This window comes from Gemella haemolysans (assembly GCF_028308085.1).
In the GTDB taxonomy this organism is placed as follows: domain Bacteria; phylum Bacillota; class Bacilli; order Staphylococcales; family Gemellaceae; genus Gemella; species Gemella haemolysans_D.
Genome location: NZ_JAQMFS010000055.1, coordinates 37,257 through 55,955, shown reverse-complemented (window position 1 = coordinate 55,955; position 18,699 = coordinate 37,257). Strand labels below are relative to the sequence as shown.

At 32.4% G+C, this 18,699-nt stretch carries 15 protein-coding genes, 2 pseudogenes and 1 other annotated feature; of the genes and pseudogenes, 15 read left to right on the top strand and 2 right to left on the bottom strand.

Annotated features, from left to right (window positions below):
• Positions 1 to 717: 717 nt before the first annotated feature.
• Entirely contained in the window at positions 718 to 2,223 is a 1,506-nt protein-coding gene (locus PNO30_RS03970) for a C69 family dipeptidase (protein ID WP_271987247.1), read from the bottom strand.
• A 477-nt stretch (positions 2,224 to 2,700) separates the two neighbouring features.
• On the opposite strand from PNO30_RS03970, the gene PNO30_RS03965 reads away from it, so the two are divergent.
• The 14 genes and pseudogenes from PNO30_RS03965 to PNO30_RS03900 form a co-directional block, all read left to right on the top strand.
• Entirely contained in the window at positions 2,701 to 3,471 is a 771-nt protein-coding gene (locus PNO30_RS03965; RefSeq protein WP_003147646.1) for a threonine/serine exporter family protein, read from the top strand.
• Positions 3,471 to 3,941 (top strand): threonine/serine exporter family protein, encoded by a 471-nt coding sequence (locus PNO30_RS03960; RefSeq protein ID WP_271987246.1) that lies wholly within the window; start codon positions 3,471 to 3,473, stop codon positions 3,939 to 3,941. Before PNO30_RS03965 ends, PNO30_RS03960 begins: the two co-directional genes overlap by 1 nt.
• A gap of 262 nt (positions 3,942 to 4,203) precedes the next feature.
• Positions 4,204 to 4,454: a binding site (T-box leader), on the top strand.
• 95 nt (positions 4,455 to 4,549) lie between these two features.
• Entirely contained in the window at positions 4,550 to 5,290 is a 741-nt protein-coding gene (locus PNO30_RS03955) for a cyclase family protein (RefSeq protein WP_271987245.1), read from the top strand.
• Positions 5,291 to 5,507: 217 nt separating this feature from the next.
• Positions 5,508 to 5,879 carry a GFA family protein gene (locus PNO30_RS03950; RefSeq protein ID WP_271987244.1) on the top strand — a complete coding sequence of 124 codons (372 nt, stop codon included), beginning with the start codon at positions 5,508 to 5,510 and terminating at the stop codon, positions 5,877 to 5,879.
• Between the two features lie 52 nt (positions 5,880 to 5,931).
• Positions 5,932 to 7,095, top strand: coding sequence for a 5-methyltetrahydropteroyltriglutamate--homocysteine S-methyltransferase (locus tag PNO30_RS03945; protein ID WP_271987243.1), 1,164 nt, complete (start codon positions 5,932 to 5,934; stop codon positions 7,093 to 7,095).
• 473 nt (positions 7,096 to 7,568) lie between these two features.
• Positions 7,569 to 9,128: an ABC transporter substrate-binding protein gene (locus tag PNO30_RS03940; RefSeq protein ID WP_271987242.1), complete on the top strand. Its 1,560-nt coding sequence runs from the start codon at positions 7,569 to 7,571 to the stop codon at positions 9,126 to 9,128.
• A 194-nt stretch (positions 9,129 to 9,322) separates the two neighbouring features.
• A complete protein-coding gene (locus PNO30_RS03935; protein WP_271987241.1) occupies positions 9,323 to 10,279 on the top strand; it encodes an ABC transporter permease in 957 nt (318 codons plus the stop codon).
• 1 nt (position 10,280) lies between these two features.
• Positions 10,281 to 11,105, top strand: coding sequence for an ABC transporter permease (locus tag PNO30_RS03930; RefSeq protein ID WP_271987240.1), 825 nt, complete (start codon positions 10,281 to 10,283; stop codon positions 11,103 to 11,105).
• A gap of 1 nt (position 11,106) precedes the next feature.
• The gene (locus PNO30_RS03925) at positions 11,107 to 11,973 is read left to right on the top strand and encodes an ABC transporter ATP-binding protein (RefSeq protein ID WP_271987239.1); all 867 of its coding nucleotides are present in this window, start codon (positions 11,107 to 11,109) and stop codon (positions 11,971 to 11,973) included.
• The gene (locus PNO30_RS03920) at positions 11,973 to 12,866 is read left to right on the top strand and encodes an ATP-binding cassette domain-containing protein (RefSeq protein ID WP_271987237.1); all 894 of its coding nucleotides are present in this window, start codon (positions 11,973 to 11,975) and stop codon (positions 12,864 to 12,866) included. The genes PNO30_RS03925 and PNO30_RS03920 overlap by 1 nt, the downstream gene beginning before the upstream one ends.
• A 144-nt stretch (positions 12,867 to 13,010) precedes the next feature.
• On the top strand, positions 13,011 to 13,502 hold the full coding sequence (ybaK, locus tag PNO30_RS03915) for a Cys-tRNA(Pro) deacylase (RefSeq protein WP_102169840.1): 492 nt from the start codon (positions 13,011 to 13,013) through the stop codon (positions 13,500 to 13,502).
• A 280-nt stretch (positions 13,503 to 13,782) separates the two neighbouring features.
• On the top strand, positions 13,783 to 14,571 hold the full coding sequence (locus tag PNO30_RS03910; RefSeq protein ID WP_102169839.1) for a TatD family hydrolase: 789 nt from the start codon (positions 13,783 to 13,785) through the stop codon (positions 14,569 to 14,571).
• 4 nt (positions 14,572 to 14,575) lie between these two features.
• Positions 14,576 to 15,178: pseudogene (locus tag PNO30_RS03905) on the top strand (ubiquitin-like domain-containing protein); the annotation flags it as partial.
• A 135-nt stretch (positions 15,179 to 15,313) separates the two neighbouring features.
• Positions 15,314 to 15,616, top strand: a pseudogene (locus PNO30_RS03900) (transglycosylase SLT domain-containing protein); the annotation flags it as partial.
• A 127-nt stretch (positions 15,617 to 15,743) separates the two neighbouring features.
• Here the strand turns inward: PNO30_RS03900 and PNO30_RS03895 are convergent.
• A complete protein-coding gene (locus PNO30_RS03895) occupies positions 15,744 to 16,907 on the bottom strand; it encodes a multidrug effflux MFS transporter (protein ID WP_271987236.1) in 1,164 nt (387 codons plus the stop codon).
• 329 nt (positions 16,908 to 17,236) lie between these two features.
• Here PNO30_RS03895 and PNO30_RS03890 point away from each other — a divergent pair, with 329 nt between their 5' ends.
• On the top strand, positions 17,237 to 18,658 hold the full coding sequence (locus PNO30_RS03890; protein ID WP_271987234.1) for a peptide MFS transporter: 1,422 nt from the start codon (positions 17,237 to 17,239) through the stop codon (positions 18,656 to 18,658).
• Positions 18,659 to 18,699 lie beyond the last annotated feature (41 nt).

Sequence of the window (18,699 nt, the reverse complement as noted above, 5' to 3'; positions counted from 1 at the left end):
ACTGCGAATTGACAAAGTGAAATCAGGACACTATGGAAAGTATATCTTACGTACAAAGTACGCAAGGACGTACCAAGAAGCAAAGCGATAGCTGAAGGCGATTGGAGTACGTCTACTGCGAATTGACAAAGGAATTATAAGAAACTTAATAGAAGTATCCTTACGTACAACGTATGCAACGAAGACTTACTTTTAGAGGAACGAAGAGACGAATAAAAGTAGCAGTGATAACTACTAATCATCTTAGTCGCGTTGCTTCTGATGATTAGAGTTATTGTTGCATAAGTTACTCGATAAAATTTCTCTGCATCCTTTGGATTTGTGAAATTTAACGATTAACTCATAGTCAAGACTGCGAGGCAGTGTTAAGATTTTTAGAATCTTCGATTCGTAAAAATCATTACGTGCAAAATACGCACAGTTGTCCCAATAGGTTTATTCTTGGCTTCTTGAGAAGAATCGAAAGAAGGTTAGAAGAAAGCTAAACAAGGAAATACCAAGAATGAAGAGTGAAACGATGAAATGATAGGTATATTTCTACTGAGAACGAATGAAATGAGTGATTGGCTGACAACCACTGCGAATTGACAAAGTGGAATCAGGACACTATGGAAAGTATATCTTACGTGCAAAATACGTACTGAATACTTGCTTTTCAGCTAAACAATATAAAATTAAAGAACCATATGGAAAATACCACATGGTTCTTGTTTATTATTACGCATCAGATCTTGCGAATTTATTTCTCATATTACAGCTTGCTGTAAATAACGCTTTATCTAACAAATCATCTGTTTGAACTTTAAGTTCTTTAGCAATTTTATCGTTAGCTTTTTCTAGATAATCTTTAGCGGCTTCTTTAGAAACTTTAGTTTCTACAAACTCTTCATCATATTTATTAAGAAGTTCTCTTGATTGTGATTGAACTTTTAATTGATAACGTTCAATATGTGAAGCAGTATCAGCAAAATGAGCATCACAAAGAGCTGCAATTAAGCGATTAGTCCAGTAGAAGTTTTCAGTTGTTACTTGGTTAGTTGTATTAGCTAGGTATTCAGGTGTGCGATTAATGTTAGTGTAGAATGGAACTATTGCATTAAACACACAAGAACCAACAGCTAGCCATTGAATAGATTTAAGTTCATCAGGCATATATGGTCTTATTTGAACTAATCCTAAGAAGTTAGTACGATTTATACCGATTGGACGTAAAGTTCCTTTTTTAACAGAATTAATGTTTTTAGAATATGAATCATATTCAGTTCCTTGATAGTGGTGAGATAATCCATATTTAATATCTTCAACAGTTATTTTTTTCTCTGGTACTCTAGCCCAAGGTAAATTATCAGAATCTGGGCGATAGTCAGCATTTATACCATCATAAGAGTTAGATGTTGGATTGAAATAGCGTTGAAGTATCCAAGCACGTGGCGTATTGTATGTATGGTCGGCATCACTACGGCTACCAAAAGCATGACGTGGATTAAAGTTTCCATCGATTGATAAGTCTAGGTGATATTTATCAACAAATTCTTTTAAATCTTCAGAACACATATATTCTTTTTTCGCTCCAAAAGCATCTTCAAAATCAAATTTATCGATACCAAGTTGGTTTGGCATAATTACATAACTATCATCAGGAACGCGACGTGCCATCCAATGATGTCCACCTATAGTTTCAAACCACCAAATCTCATCTTCATCTTGAAACGCAATTCCGTTCATTTCATAAGTACCATATTTTTCTAATAGTTTCCCTAAAAATGTAACACCTTCACGTGCGGTTGCAATATATGGCATTACTATTGTATAAATATCCTCTTCACCGATACCACCTACTTGTTCAGGTACATAATCATCGTCTCCTGGTTTACCAATAGCTGCTTTATATTCTACTAATGGATCAGCTCCAAGAACACGTTCATTAGATGTAATAGTTTCAGTAGCACTCATTGAAACATTGTATTCATTAGCACCACATTGTCCCCAAATACCATTATCTAATATAGCATTAGGTACTGCAGTATAACGTACCGGATTATTAGGTAATTCGATTTCTACTTTTGAAATAACAGATTTATATTTACGAGGTTGTTCCTCTGGACTTACGTTTATGAATTTTTTTGATCTAAACACTCCTGATGGTGAGTCCTCAGTACGAGCCACCATAGTTGAACCGTCGTAACTAGCATTTTTTCCTACAAGAATAGTTGTACATCCCATAATAATTCTCCTCCTAATTTGTAAATAATTGATTTTATATATGACGTGTAAAAATGTTTATTCTCGTAGAGTTTTAAAAAATATAATTTTCATAATATTTCCCCCTTACATGAAATATTCTTTAATTTTATTGTAGTACTTATAAATATTTTATTCAAGCGATATGAGAAGATATCGTAAAAAAATAATTTATTTAAAGAAAATAAAGATTTTATTAAAAGGAAAAAGAATAATAACAAATTAAAAACATTATAAAAAATAAAAATTATTGAAGATGAAAAAATAGAAGAATAAAATTATAAAAAGTATATTTTTATTACAATATTTATGATATAATAACCATGGTAACGATTTAAGAAAGGTTGGGAGATTAGAAAGTAGTACAGATAATCCTAAAAACGATATTTATTAAAACTGTGTAATAATATATAGTTTTTTTATTTTGACTATCTTGCTGATCTTAATTGGGAAAAAGAGATGTATGAGAAATTATTAATGAAAACAGCCTTACTTGCGGGAAAAATCCTAATGGAAAATGGCGCTGAAGTTTATAGAACAGAGGATACACTGGAGAGAATTATTAGAAAAGGTGTAGGAGAAGTTAGAACGGATGAATATTATACACACGTTACCTTAACAGGTATTTTTATTAGAATAGAAGGGCTGGGGACTGATTTCAGAAGAGTTAATGATAGAACGTATAATTTAACAAAGACAACAGCGGTCAATACACTATCTAGAGCATATACATCAGGACAGATCAGCTTACTAGATATGTATGATGCACTAAAAAGAGTGCAAGAAGAAAAGAGTCCGATAAAAAATTGGTTTAAAGTTCTTTGTTCAGGAATTCTTAGCGGAAGTATTGTATTGATATTCGAGGGAAGTTTTTGGGATGTAATTCCTGGGAGTATAGCTGGAGCAGTAGCATTTTATGTATATGTAAAAGTTATAGGGTATTTAAAAGCTCCATTCATTTCAGAATATATAAGCACCTTTGCTGGAGGAGTGGCAGGTTATTTAGGATTTGCATTGTTGAATGGTCAGTCTTTAAGATTAGCTATGATAGGGGCTGTAGTACCACTTGTACCCGGTATTACAATAACGAACTCCATGAGAGATATTATAGCCAAACAATTTATTTCTGGAACAATTCGTTTTATAGAAACATTCTGTGTAGCTTTTGCACTAGGTGCGGGAATTGTAACAGTTTATTATCTTGTTAGATTGTTAGGAGGTGCATTATAATGATGGCAGTATTAAGTCATGCTTTATTATTACTATATCACTTCGTTTTTAGTTTTATATCATCAGTTTCATTTGCTATTGTTTGTGATGTTCCGAAGAAAACTTTAGCTACAGGTGGTGTAATTGGTGCAATAGGTTGGTGTGGATATTGGGAAATGTGGAGTCATGGTCAAAGTGTATTCATGTCGAGTTTGGTGTGTTCACTACTTCTAGCAAATATAAGTCAAATCTGTGCGATTAAATTTAAAAATCCTTTAACAGTATACTTCGTACCTGGACTGGTTCCAGTAGTACCAGGGGTTACTATTTACGATGCATTTAGAACATTATTATTAGACGAATATGGAAACTCTGCTAAAATCTTCTTAAATAGTTTTTATGGTGCAGTGGGACTTGCAGTAGGAATAATAATCGCGGATTCAATTTTCAGGGTAGTATTAAACCCATTATTACAGAAAAAACATAAATAAAAAAATTAGACATAATAATTAATTAAAAAATTTATTATTATGTCTTTTATACTTCAATGATTAAGAAATCAGAAATCTATATTTTACAATACTGAGTGCTTAAATAAAGAGGGATAGTAAATTTTAAATAATCAGAAATTATCCTTTATTTTCCGACAATTTTATACAATTACAAAAAGTTTTCAAGAGAAAATACACAATTTTTTCAAAAAAACTGTTGACACATGAAAAATTTACTGATATACTTAGTATCAAGTTAATGATTCACACGATGAAAAGATAAGTAAGAGTGAAAGATGGTAAAGAGAGTCTCGGTTGGTGAAAAGAGATCGTATTGGAAACTTTGAAAATGGTCTTTGAGTGGTAATGGTCGAATAATTAGGCCTTTACGGGTGAGCCCGTTATAGCTTCAGGGTATAATATCAATATATATTGATACGTACTTTTTGAGTTGATATTTGTGAGAATATCATAAAGTAAGGTGGTAACACGTAAATTATAGACGTCCTTGCAGAAGCATAAGCTTCTGTGAGGACTTTTTTATTTCTCAAAATAATCACAAGGATACTTAACTTACAAAATAATATAAAATTTCGGAGGAAAGTAACATGTCAGAATTACTAAATATTTACAAAACTTTAAAAAACAAAAAATGGGTGAACTTAAGCCACAAGATTGATGAAAATTCACCTAAGTTTCCTGCACTTCCTGCACTAGAAAAAGAAAATGTCTTTACTTTAAAAGATGGATTTTATGTTCAAAAATTCTCAGTAGTAGGTCAATATGGAACACATATTGATGCCCCAATTCACTTCGTAGAAGGTGGACGTTGGTTAGATGAAATTGAACTTAAAGATTTACTATTACCTTTATACGTAATTGATAAAAGTAAAGAAGTAGCAGAAAATAATGACTATGTAATTTCTAAACAAGATATCCTTGATTTTGAAGCTAAGCATGGTGAAATATTACCAGAATCATTCGTAGCATTCAGAAGTGATTGGTCTAAACGTTGGCCTAGCTATGATGAAATTAGAAATCTAGACGAAAATGATGTTCAACACACTCCAGGTTGGGGAAGAGATGCATTAGAATTCTTAATTAAAGAAAGAAAAGTTAAAGCTGTCGGACATGAAACTCTAGATACTGACTCAGGAGTTACAGCAGCTGCGGAAGGACTAATTCAAGAGTATTACTTACTAGAACAAGATATTTATCAAATCGAAGTTTTAGCAAATCTTGATCAAGTGCCTGCAACTGGAGCGTTAATTTCAATTGCTTATCCAAACTGGACAGAAGCAACTGGATCACCAGTAAGAGTAGTAGCGATACTACCAGAAGATGAATAGTACGGTCTTTATAAAAAAGTTTTAGTTTATGAGAAAAAATATGTATTAGAAAAGAAGAAAAGTTTGAAGAGAAAAGTTACTAGAAGTTTATAATAAAGTCAAAATAATAAAGTCAGAAGAATAAAACAAAAAGAGAAAATAAATCAGTTAAACAAAAGGAGAAAAAATATTATGTGTCAAGGATGTCAAAATAAAGTAGTAAAAAGGAGCATACATAATGCTTAAAGGATCTTGTTTATGTAAAGCAGTGACCTACACTCTAGATGAGGAATTATCGGAATTAGTTTTTTGTCACTGCTCAATTTGTCGGAAAGCAACTGCGTCTGCCTATACAGTTAATGCTAAAGTTAGCAGTAAAAAGCTAGTATTACATGGAAAAGAAAATCTTGTTTCCTATAGTTCTTCTCCAGGGAAACAGCGTTATTACTGCCAGAACTGTCATAGTCAAATTTTCACTGTTCAAGAAAATATACCAGAAGTCTATGCTTTGAAATTAGGTACAGTAGATGAATGCGATCAGAATTTACAAACTGTTCCTAAACGTCATATTTTTCAGGATCCAGCCTTTTCTTGGTTGCTTGATAAATAAATCTAAGAAGATAGAGAAAATAAATTAGTTAGATAAAAGGAGAAAAAATATTATGTGTCAAGGATGTCAAAATAAAGTAGTAGAAAGAGCAGCATACAGAGTAGATCACGTGGGGTCATTTTTAAGACCTAAAGAGCTAGTAGAAGCTCGTGAAAAATTCTCAAAAGGAGAAATTTCACAAGAAGAATTAACTAAAGTAGAAGATAAAACAATTACAGAATTAGTTGAAAAACAAATTGCAAATGGATTAAAAGGAGTAACTGATGGGGAGTTTCGTCGTGCATACTGGCACCTTGATTTCTTCTGGGGACTTAACGGTGTAGAACATGTTCAAGGAGAAAAAGGATATCCATTTAAAGGAATTGAAACTAAACCAGATACAGCAAAAGTATCAGGGAAAATTAGTGGGGAAAATCATCCATTTGTAGCTCACTACAAATTCTTAAGAGACTTGGTAGCTGATAAAGAAGGTGTAACTGTAAAATTAACAATTCCATCACCATCACAATTATACTTTGAATTAATTCGTACAGAAGATCACATCAAAGGATACGAAAAATTCTATCCAACATTCGAAGAATTAAAAGATGCTATTGTAGCAGCTTATAAACAAGTAATCGCAGACCTTTACAACGAAGGATTACGTGTATTACAATTTGACGATTGTACTTGGGGAGCATTAGCTGATGATGGATTTGCGAATCGTTTTCGTGACGCACGTCCTCTAGAAGAAGTTCGTAGAGAATATGCAGCACGTTGCCTAGCTCTTAACAATGAAGTAATTGAAGGTAAACCTGAGGATTTAGCGATTAATACGCACGTTTGTCGTGGTAACTTCGCTTCTAAATGGATTTCTCAAGGTGGATACCAAAATGTTGAAGACGAGTTACTTGCTGGAGAAAACGTAGATGCGTACTACTTAGAATACGATACAGATCGTGCAGGAGATTTCAAGCCACTAGCAAAAGTTGGAAAAGATAAAAAAGTTGTTTTAGGATTAATTACATCTAAATTTGCAGATTTAGAAGATAAAGAAGAAGTAATCGCAAGAATTAAAGAAGCTAGCGAATATGTACCATTAGAAAATATCTACTTAAGTACTCAATGTGGCTTCGCTTCTACTGAAGAAGGAAATGTGATTACAGAAGAAGATCAATGGAAAAAAATTGGTCTAATCAAAGAAATAGTAGAAGAAGTTTGGGGATCAGAAAATTAATAATACTTTAGGTGCCGACAAAAGGTCCTAAAATTTAAAAAAGTTTATATGAGAATTCATAGACGCAGTGGTTTATTGATATCTGAATTCGCTTTATAAAAGCTTTTTAGATATCTAATAAACTGTGCGGGGGTGACTCGACAAAATCGATTTCTACGAATTTCGATTTTTGAGTCACTCCCAATAAATAGAATTATATAATTAAAGTAAATGATAAAAGTAAGCACATAAATTGACTTTTTTATCGATAATACAGTAAACTAAACTAGCATTGATTTCATTCGTTCAATGTATAAGTAATATCTGGTTTTATATTTCATATTATAAAATATAATCTATTTAATCAATACATGAGTAGCAAAGTAAGTCTCTCGCTGCCAAATAGGCAAATGTATTTAACCATTATTAAATAGGGGTAACCAAAATATTTCATAGTTTGAAAAATAGGACTTAAAATCAAGGAGGAAAAAAGAATGAAAAAGAACAAATTGTTTATAGGAGCACTAGCGTTAGTAATGAGTGTTGTAACAGCATGTAGTTCAAAAACGCAAAACACAATTACCACTTCTCAAGATAAAGATACTTTTACGTATGCTATTAGTGATGATCCATCATCAACTAACCCAATCAAGGTAAGTGACCGTTGGGGATTAACAATGACTAATATTATTTACTCACCATTAATCAAAGTTAATGGGGATGGTTCAAAAGAATACGCCCTAGCAGAATCTACTGAACTTGCAAAAGATGGTCTTAGCTTAAAAGTTAACTTAAGAAAAGACGTAAAATGGTCTGATGGACAAAAATTCACAGCTGATGATGTAGTCTTCACTTATCAAACAAAAGCTAAAAAAGAAAATGGAAACTTTAAAAACTTATGGATTGGGGACAAACCTATAACTATTGAGAAAATAGATGACAACACAGTAGTATTTAAGTTCCCAGAACCAAGTGCGGCTGCGGCAAATAACATTGCGAATGAAACTTACATTATTCCAAAACACGTTTATGGAAATGTATCTGACTTCTCAGTTAAAGAATTAAAAGAAACACCAGTAGGGACTGGACCATACAAACTAGTAGAAAACAAACGTGGAGAATACATTAAATTTGAAGCGAATGAAAATTATTACAATGGTAAGCCAAAAGTTAAAAATGTAGTACTACGTATTATTAAAAGTGCTGATACTACAAAAGTAGCATTACAAAAAGGTGAGGTAGATGCAGCATATGTATTACCTGCTGCAATTAAAGATTTAGATTCTAAAAACATCGATACTTATCCATACAGTGAAAACCGTATCGGATACTTAGGACTAAACACAAACACAGATGAATTAAAAGATGTTAAAGTTAGACAAGCTATTTTATACGCATTAAACAAAGAAGATATGAATAAAGCGGCTTACTTAGATAGCAAATACTACCAAAACCCTTATTCATTCTTACCACCGAAAAATCCATTCCATACTGATGATGTAGAGAAATATACTCAAAATGTTGAAAAAGCAAAATCACTATTAAAAGAAGCTGGAGTTTCTAACTTGAAACTTAATTTAGGATATGCAAGTAACGATGCTGCAAATACTATCCAAGCAACATTCATCCAACAACAATTACAAGCAGTAGGAATTAATGTAGAGCTTCGTGGTGGAGATGAGACAGCTATCTTTACAGAGTTAAGAAAACCTGGTTCTAAAGCTTACAACTTATTCTTAGGTGGATATATCATGGGTAACGATCCTGATTTATACTCTAAGCTATTTGGATCAAATGGTACTTCAAATTACTTCCAATACAGAAGTGAAAAGATTGATGGATTATTCAAACAAGGTGCAGCTGAATTAGATGAAGCTAAACGTAAAGAAGTGTACAAAAACCTTCAACAAGAAATTGCTAACCAAGCATACCTATACCCAATCGTAGATAACCAAAAAATCTTAGCGGTTAACAAACGTGTTGGAAATGTTAACGATGCTAAGTTAGTACCAATCTACACATTTGATGATTTATCAAAAATTACTCTTAAATAGTAATAGTAGTGGAAAATAAAATATAGTGTGAGGGGGAGTACGATAAAATCCTATTTATATAAGATTTTATAGTATCTCCCTCGCTTTATTAGTTTTAAGGGGAATGTTCATTTATAATTTATAACGAAAAGATTTGTGATAAATTATAAATGAATTTCATAAAAATATAGTAATTAAAATTTTAAGGAGATTATATGATTCGATATATTTTGAAACGTATATTACAGGCAGTACCATTACTTTTAGTAATATCGTTTATAGTATTTACTTTAATACATTTAGCACCATATGATGCTATCGATGCACAGATAACGTCGAATATGTCACAAGAAGAAATTAATATTCTTCGTGAGCAAAGTGGACTTAATAAACCATTCTTAATTCAGTATGTAGATTGGTTAGGACAAATATTGAGTGGAAATTTCGGTCACTCATTAGTAACTCACAATAGTGTAGGAGAGGAAATTCTAGCGAAAATACCTAATACAATATCATTAGTATTACCTGCATATATAACAGCATTAGTGATTGCAATAGTACTAGGATTATTAGCGGCTGCAAATAAAGGTAAGTGGCAAGATAAACTTATCGATGCTGTAGCTTCACTTGGAATAGCTACTCCATCATTTTGGATAGCGATGATATTCATCTATGTTTTAGGATATCAATTAAACTTATTCCCAATAATAGGGATGCACACAATTGGTAAAGAGGACGATTTTGGTGATTTCTTATCACACTTTATTATGCCTTATCTAACATTAACAATTGTATTCTTCGCAGAACTTACACGTTATGTAAGGTCTTCAGCTTTAAGTCAAACAAATGAAGAGTATGTAGTGGTTCAACAAGCTTTTCAAGCGACAAAAACTCAAATTTTCACAAGGCACATTATAAAAAATGTATTAATACCAGTAATAACTCAAGTGGGTATGTCACTGCCGATGTTAGTAACTGGAGCGATTATTACAGAAACAGTATTTAGTTGGCCAGGAATCGGACCATATATCACACAAGCAACTAGAGCATTAGATTACCCTATAATAATGGCGGTAATGTTACTGTCAGCTACATTAGTAATAGTAGGTAATTTAATTTCAGACATACTTTACTCAATAGTAGATCCTAGAATTAGAAGAGGAGGTAAGTAAGATGAAAAGATTTATTAAAATAGCTAAAAGTTCAAAAATCTATATTTTTTCACTTATTTTTATTGCGATATTAGTGTTTGTATCATTAATAGCACCTTTACTTCCTATAGATCCAGCGGCTACTGATGTAGCGAATCTATCTCAATCACCGAGTTTACAACATTTATTCGGAACGGATGAGGTAGGTCGTGATTACTTCATTCGTGTAATATATGGAGGTCGTATTTCTCTTATAGTAGGATTACTGGCGATGGTGACTGCCGTAACAATCGGGACGATAGTAGGACTTATCGCAGGTTATGTTGGTGGAGTTGTTGATAGTTTACTTATGCGTTTAGTTGATGTATTATCATCTATTCCATGGTTAGTATTAGTAATTGTACTTAGTGTATTTTTAAAACCAGGAATTGGTTCAATAATTATAGTAATAGGATGTTTTTCTTGGATGCGCCTTGCGAGATTAGTTCGTGCTGAAACTTTATCGGCAAAAGAATATGATTATGTAGTATATAGTAGATTTAGCGGTGTAAAAACTATCTCTATCTTAAAGAAACATATTATTCCAGCTATAATACCAACTTTAGTAGTAGCGGCAAGTGCCTCAATAGCTAACGCAATAATGACAGAAGCGGCGCTTAGTTTCTTAGGTCTTGGTATTCAACAGCCTATGACTTCTTGGGGAACATTGCTACAAAATGCACAACAAAGCCTACAACGTGCTCCTCATATGGCTATCATCCCTGGATTATTTGTAATGTTAACAATTTATTCATTCAATAATATTGGTAACTTACTTACAAAATATATTCAAAAGGAGGGAGAATAGTATGACAAACATAGTAGAATTAAAAAATCTAAAGGTTAATTATAAACCAAATAAAGAAGTAGATAAACAGTTAATACACGGTATCGATATTAATTTTAGAAAAGGTCATATCACTGGTGTTGTTGGTGAATCAGGTAGTGGAAAAAGTATTCTGATGCGTAGCATAATGTCTATTCTTCCTAACAATATTTTTGATAAAAATGATAAGTTTATCTTTGATGAAAAGGAAGTTAAGAAGGGTGAAAAGTTACCAATCTCTATGATTTTCCAAAACCCTATGACCTCACTAGATCCAGTTAGAACAATTGGTTTTCACTTAATAGAAGTAATAGAAAGATTCCAAAATAAGTCTAAAGAAGAAGCAAAAAAATTAGCAATAGAGCAACTAGAAAAAGTAGGAATTCTTAATGCACCGCTTAGAATGGAGCAATATCCACATGAATTATCAGGTGGTATGCGTCAAAGAATATTAATAGCTATGGCATTACTTGCTAATCCTAAGCTATTGGTAGCAGATGAACCAACAACAGCTTTAGATGTTACGGTTCAAGCACAGATTTTATCTCTTATTAAAAAATTACAAAAAGAAACAGAACTTAGTGTTGCACTAGTCAGCCATGACTTTGGTGTAATAGCTGGAATGTGTGACTATGTTTATATTATGTACAGAGGCAGAGTTGTCGAAAAAGGAAATGTTGAAGAAATCTTCAGCAATGCACAACACCCATATACAAAACAACTTCTTGCAGCGGCAAGATTAGAAAATACTAATAATGAACTTCTGACTGTTGATTATAAGGAAGACGACAAACACTATACTTGGCAAAAACTTAGCGATACTCATGAGTATCTGAAAGAGGTGGAGTAATGAGTAAAGAGTATTTAAAACTAAAAAATGTACGAAAAGTTTATAAATCTAAAGGAATGGGCAAGGAAGTCAAAGAAACTATAGCTGTTAATGATATTAGTTTAGATATTTATAAAGCTGAGACGTTAGCTGTAGTAGGTGAATCTGGAAGTGGAAAGACTACCCTAGGTAAGGGGATTTTAAATATTGATCCATTCACATCAGGAGAAGTTTTTGTAGAAGGTAATGAAAAATCTTTAACAAAAATGTCAAAAAAAGAACTTGCAGAAGTATATAGCAAGATGCAAATTATATTCCAAGACCCTTATTCATCGTTAAATCCGCGAATGAGTGCTTTAGATATAGTTATGGAAGCTTTACACAAAGAGGATAAAGAATTAGCAAAGAAAAAAGCGTTAGAAATTTTAGAGTTTGTAGGAATTTCTAACGAGGATGCGTTAAAATTATCAAATGCATTTAGTGGAGGACAACGTCAACGTATCGGTATTGCTCGTGCAGTTGTGACAAGACCAGATTTCATTTTATGCGATGAACCAACTTCTGCTTTAGATGCTTCAACACAAGCACAAGTAATTAATTTATTAAAAGATTTACAAGAAAAATTCTCTCTAACATATTTATTCATCTCACATAACTTAGGTGTAGTAGAGTATATTGCAGATAGAATAGCTGTAATGTATAGAGGTAATCTAGTAGAATTAGGAACAACAGCACAAATTATGAAAAATCCACAGCACGTTTATACAAAACGTCTGCTAAGTTCTATGCCGATTATTGATCCGGTAAGAGCTAGAAAGATGTTCGAAGAATTCGAAGTTAGTTCAGAGGAAATAGTAATAACTGGTACTGAGAAATTTGAAGAAGTAGAAGAAGGACACTTTGTATTAAAATAAAATTTAAATACCAATCTCAAAGATTAGAAGATCTAGCTCTTGAGGTTGGTATTTTCTCAAATTATTTAAAAGAGATTTTGACAGTAGGCGAACTTTGGAGTAAAATAATAATATTATTACATAATATGGAAAAGAGGAGCTATTATGGCTAAGAAAAAAGAAATTAAAACAAATGCTATGCGATTTTTAGATGAAAATGGTGTAGAATATAATCATTTTGAATTTGATGCAGAAAGTGATGCTGCGAAGACTGGTGTAGGAGTAGCTGATATTATCGGGCGCGACCACAATCAAGTATTTAAAACAATTATGACTACAGATGGAAAAGGTAACTATGTTGTAGGAGTACTTATGAGTGAAGATAGTATAAACTTTAAGAAACTTGCTAAGGCGGCAGGAGTGAAAAGTTTATCAATGTTACCACTTAAAGATCTGACAAAAATTACAGGATATGTAAAAGGTGGATGTTCACCATTTGCGATGAAAAAACTATTCCCGACTTTTGTAGATGAAAAATGTCGTGAAGTAGAAACGATTATTGTTTCTGCAGGTAAAGTAGGTCACCAAGTAGAAGTAAAACCAGAGGTACTAGAGCAACTTATCGGAGCTCAAGTAGTAGACTTCAAAGCTGAATAAAATAGAGAAAACGACTTTAGATAATGATAATTGATGTATCTTATTATTTGAGTCGTTTTTATTTTTTAACAAAAATTAATATATATTCAGTAAAATTTAAATATTAAAAATTTATAGATTATTGTTGAAAAAAGACAACAAATCACTCTAAAAATCGCTGAAAACGTATGAAGTAACAATATTCATCTTAATTGAAAAAGTATTGTAACATAATTGAAATAGTTTAGATATTCTACTGAAACTTTGTTTTGTTATACTAATAGGAGTAAGGAGGCGTAGTATGTTATTTGATACGCATGCGCATCTAAATGATGATGCTTATTTAGAAGACTTAGAAGAAACTATTGCCCGTGCGAAAGAAGCGGGGGTGAAATTAATAAACATAGTTGGTTTCGACGATAAAAGTATAGAAAAAGCACTGGAAATCACAGCTAAATATGACTTTTTATATTTAACAGTTGGTTGGCACCCAGTAGAAGCAATAGATTTCACAGAAGAAAAATATGAAATGATAAAAAATATTGCTTTAACAAATGATAAGGTAGTAGCAATCGGTGAGATTGGTTTAGATTATCATTGGGATAAAAGTCCAAAAGATGTTCAAAAAGAAGTATTTAGAAGACAAATTCAACTAGCCAAAGAAGTAAATAAACCGATAGTAATTCACACACGTGATGCTATGGCGGACACAATACAAATACTTCAAGAAGAAAAAGCTAGTGAAATCGGTGGAATAATGCACAGCTTTTCTGGTTCTGTAGAAAGCATGAATATTATGCTAAAAGAGAACTTCTACATTTCATTAGGAGGTCCAGTAACATTTAAAAATGCGAAGACACCTAAAGAAGTAGCAAAAGCTTGTCCATTAGATAAGTTGTTAATTGAAACGGATTGTCCGTATTTAACACCAACACCATATAGAGGAAAAAGAAATGAACCTGCATATGTGCATTATGTAGCACAAGAAATTGCAGATCTTAAAGAAATGTCGTATGAACAACTAACAAAACAAACATTTAATAATGCATGTACGTTGTTCGGATTAGAAGATAAAAAGGAGATTGATTAATAGAATGAAATTAGGTAGAATTATTGCAGCAGCAGCAACATCAGGATTATTATTATCAGGAGCTTTCGTAGTAGCGGAAGAATATACAGGGCACAATGTTTTCGCCGTAAGTTTAGATAACGGAAGCAAAGTTGAGCTAAAAGCTAAAAAAGGAACAGTAAGAGAAGTTCTTATTGCTAATGATATTCCTTTTGGAGCAGATGATAGAGTAGAACCAGGACTAGATACAAAAGTAAACGGTGGGGAAACTATTAACATCTATAAAGCCCATGAAATAACAATCGTTGATGGTAATACAACTACAGTAAGAAAAACTACTTACAAAAAAGTTGGAGATATCTTAAAAGAATTAAACATTACTCTTGGAGAAAACGATAGAGTAACATCAGATTTAAATAAAGAAGTAGCAACAGTTGATACTATTAAAATCGTAAGAGATGGAAAAGCTACAGAAGTTAAAAAAGAAGAAATCAAATTTGAAACAAAAGAAGAAAAAGATGATTCTAAATATGTAGATGAAAAAGTTACTAAAGTTGAAGGTAAAAATGGAGAAAAAGAAGTAACTTATAATGTTGTAAGAGAAAACGGAAAAGAAGTCTCTAGAGAAGTTGTTTCAGAAAAAGTACTTACAGAAGCAACAACTAAAGTAGTTGTAGTAGGAACTAAACAACGTCCAGCAGATCAACAAAAATCAGCTAGTCAATCAGCTGCTTCAAGCCAATCATACTTAGCTCAATCAACTCCAGCTCAATCATATTCATCAGCTGGTGGTTCAGTAAGATTATCAAATGGTAATACTGCAGGAGCAGAAGGAGCGGCAGCAGCTCAAGAGATGGCTCGTCGTACAGGAGTTTCAGCTTCAACTTGGGAACACATTATTGCACGTGAATCAAACGGACAAGTAAATGCTAGAAATGCTTCAGGAGCTAGTGGATTATTCCAAACTATGCCAGGATGGGGATCTACAGCAACAGTTCAAGACCAAATCAATGCAGCTACTCGTGCATACAAAGCGCAAGGTTTAGCAGCTTGGGGAATGAGATAATATAAACAAAAAGGCGATCACTTGATCGTCTTTTTTTAAAAATTATATAAAGAAAATCTAAGTCATAGAGGATGAACTCGTCTTTAAAGCAGAGTTCATCCTTTTTTTACAACTTAGATTTTTAATTTTATATTCTCTTTTCAACTAATTTGAATGTTACAAAAGATATTACAGAACAAATCACGATTGCAATTGCACTAGAGTGGAAGATATTACCAATTCCTACTAGAGGTGAAACGACACCACCTAAGAAAAATGGCACGAATCCAAAGAATGCAGATGCGCTACCAGCACGCTCACGTTCTAAACTCATAGCAATAGCAGAACCAGCAGGTAATATGAAACCTAGCCCCAGTAGAAGAAGGAAAAATCCAGCTTCAATGAATAGGAAAGGTAACGTTAATGTTAAAACGATTGCTAGATATATACTAACTGCTAGCATAAGTGATAATCCAAGTTTGATACTATTTTTTTCTTTAAAGTTACCAGCGCTTTTACTACCTAAAACTATAGCAAAACCATTAAGACCAAAATACAAACTGTACATCAATGGAGTTAAATTATAGTGTGTTTGTAAGATAAATGGAGATGCAGCTATATATGCAAACATTGCAGCTAAGGCGAATCCTTGGATAATAACTAGGGAAAAGAACAGTTTATTTTTTGCGACTAGGATGATTGAGTAATAAGTTTTAGTTATTGGAAGATTCAAACGTTTATTAGACTCTAGTGATTCATGGAATTTGAAACTTACAACTAATAAGATAATACCTATTACAGCAAGAGTTACGAATATTCCGCGCCAGTCTGTAAGTTGAAGTAATAGACTCCCTAATATAGGAGAAAATATAGGTGCTAATCCATTAACTGCCATAAGTAACGCAAAGAATGCAGCTAGTTCACGTCCATGATATAAATCAGTAGAAATAGCACGAGAAATAACTACAGCGCCTGCAGAAGAAACACCTTGGATAAATCTCAATGTTATCATTGCGTAAACATTCGGAAAGATAATAATAGCTAGTGTACTTATTAAATATATAACTAAGCTTATTATTAATGGATTTTTACGTCCATATTTATCGCTGATAGGTCCAATAAGCAATTGCCCTAATGCAAGACCAACCATACTACCTGTTAGAGTAAGTTGAATTGTTGAGGTACTAGCATTGAAGAATGATGTCATAGTAGGCAATGCTGGTAAATATAAGTCTGTAACAAATGGCCCAAAAGCCGATAAAGTTCCTAAAAATAGAATTAAAAATAATTTAGAATTTCTTTTTAATGTCATATTGATTCCTTTCGATTTTTGAAATATGCTACGTATTATAGCATAAAAAAATTTTTTTCGTAAGTTTTTTTCTTTATAGAACTAAAAATAATTAATATGAAATTTTATATTTATTGATAATAAATCTTAACTAAATATTTTACTGTTTTTAAACGTGGTTAATTTGATTTTTGTACTTAACATAAAAGATATTAACTTTATATTTTTAAATATTATTTTGTATTCGAACTAGGAGGTGTATAATGTTTGTTATCCTTTTAAAAAACAGTTGTATCAAGGGTTTAGGTTTGTTAAAATAAAAGTATAAAGTAGAAAAGGAGGTTGTTAATATGGTAAAAAATTCTCAGAAATTTAAGCATCCTAAGGGGCTTTGGCTTATTAATGTAATGATAGCCATTCAGAGTTACGCATCATACGCAACATCAGGTTTTTTAATATTATTTTATACTTATTCTGTAGAACAAGGTGGATTAGGGTTAGATAAAACATTCGCAGGGGACGTAATGGCTTATCTAGGAACAATTGGTTCGCTTTTACCACTTCTTGGGGCATATTTAACTGATAAATACATTGGTATGCAACGTGCAATTCAGTTCGGTATTCTATTTAACTCGATAGGGACACTGTTCACTGCATTTGCTCATGGTAGATTCTACGTCTTCTTAATAGGGGTAATTATTAACTCGATTGCTGGAGCATTCTTCCGTGGTAACCTATCAGCTATTGTAGGGGAATTATATGATGAAAAACAAGTATCTATGAAAGATGCTGCATATAGTATATTCTATACTTTCGTAAATATCGGAAGCTTACTTGGTCCAATTATCGGTGGTCTAATTTACCAAGATTGGGGAGCTACAAAAGGAGCAGATGGTAAAATCGCGGTTTACGGATTTACACCAGCGTTCTTAATGGTTTCTATCTGTTTATTTATTACATTCCTATTATTTACATTTGGTAAAAATAAATTACTAGGTGATTCAGGAAGATATCCAGTTGGTAAAAATAAACATGAATCTGCTGAAGAAAATAAAGAAGACTTAAAAGGATCTAAATATGATAAAGGTCGTTTATATGCTGCCGTTATAATTTTTGTATTCTCTACAGTTTTCTGGTCAGCGTATTTCCAAACACAAACAACAATTACTCTTATGACAGATGAGCTTGTAAATTTAAATGTCTTAGGATTTGATATGCCGATTACTTGGTTAGTTTCATTCAACGGATTTTTATGTATAGTACTTGCTCCAATATTTGGATGGTTCTGGATGAAAAAAGCAGAAAAAAATAATGACTGGAAAGTTGCTACGAAAATGGGTTGGGGTATGCTACTAACTGGTTTAGGATTTGTATGTTTTGTACTAGGACTTCAATCATTAGGTGGGAAACTAGATGGATCAATAAAAATGAGTATTTGGTACGTACTAGGTGGATACTTCGTACTGACAGTAGGGGAATTACTAGTATCACCAATTGGTATGGCATTGTTCAGTAAATTATTACCTAAAAAATTCGCTGCTATGTCTATGGCGATGTGGTATTTCACATATGTTGTATCTTCATGGATTACAGGTAAAACAGTAGGTTGGACTGAAACTTGGGGTTATGAAAAAGTATTAACTATAATTGCAATAATTATGGGAGTATTAGGTGTGCTGCTATTTATCATAGCTAATCCATTAGAGAAAATTATGGCTCTTGATAAAATTGGAAAAGAAGATGAAGAAGAGCTAGAAGTACAACAAGCTTAATAAATAAAAAGACTGACTTAAATAATCGAAAGTGATTAATT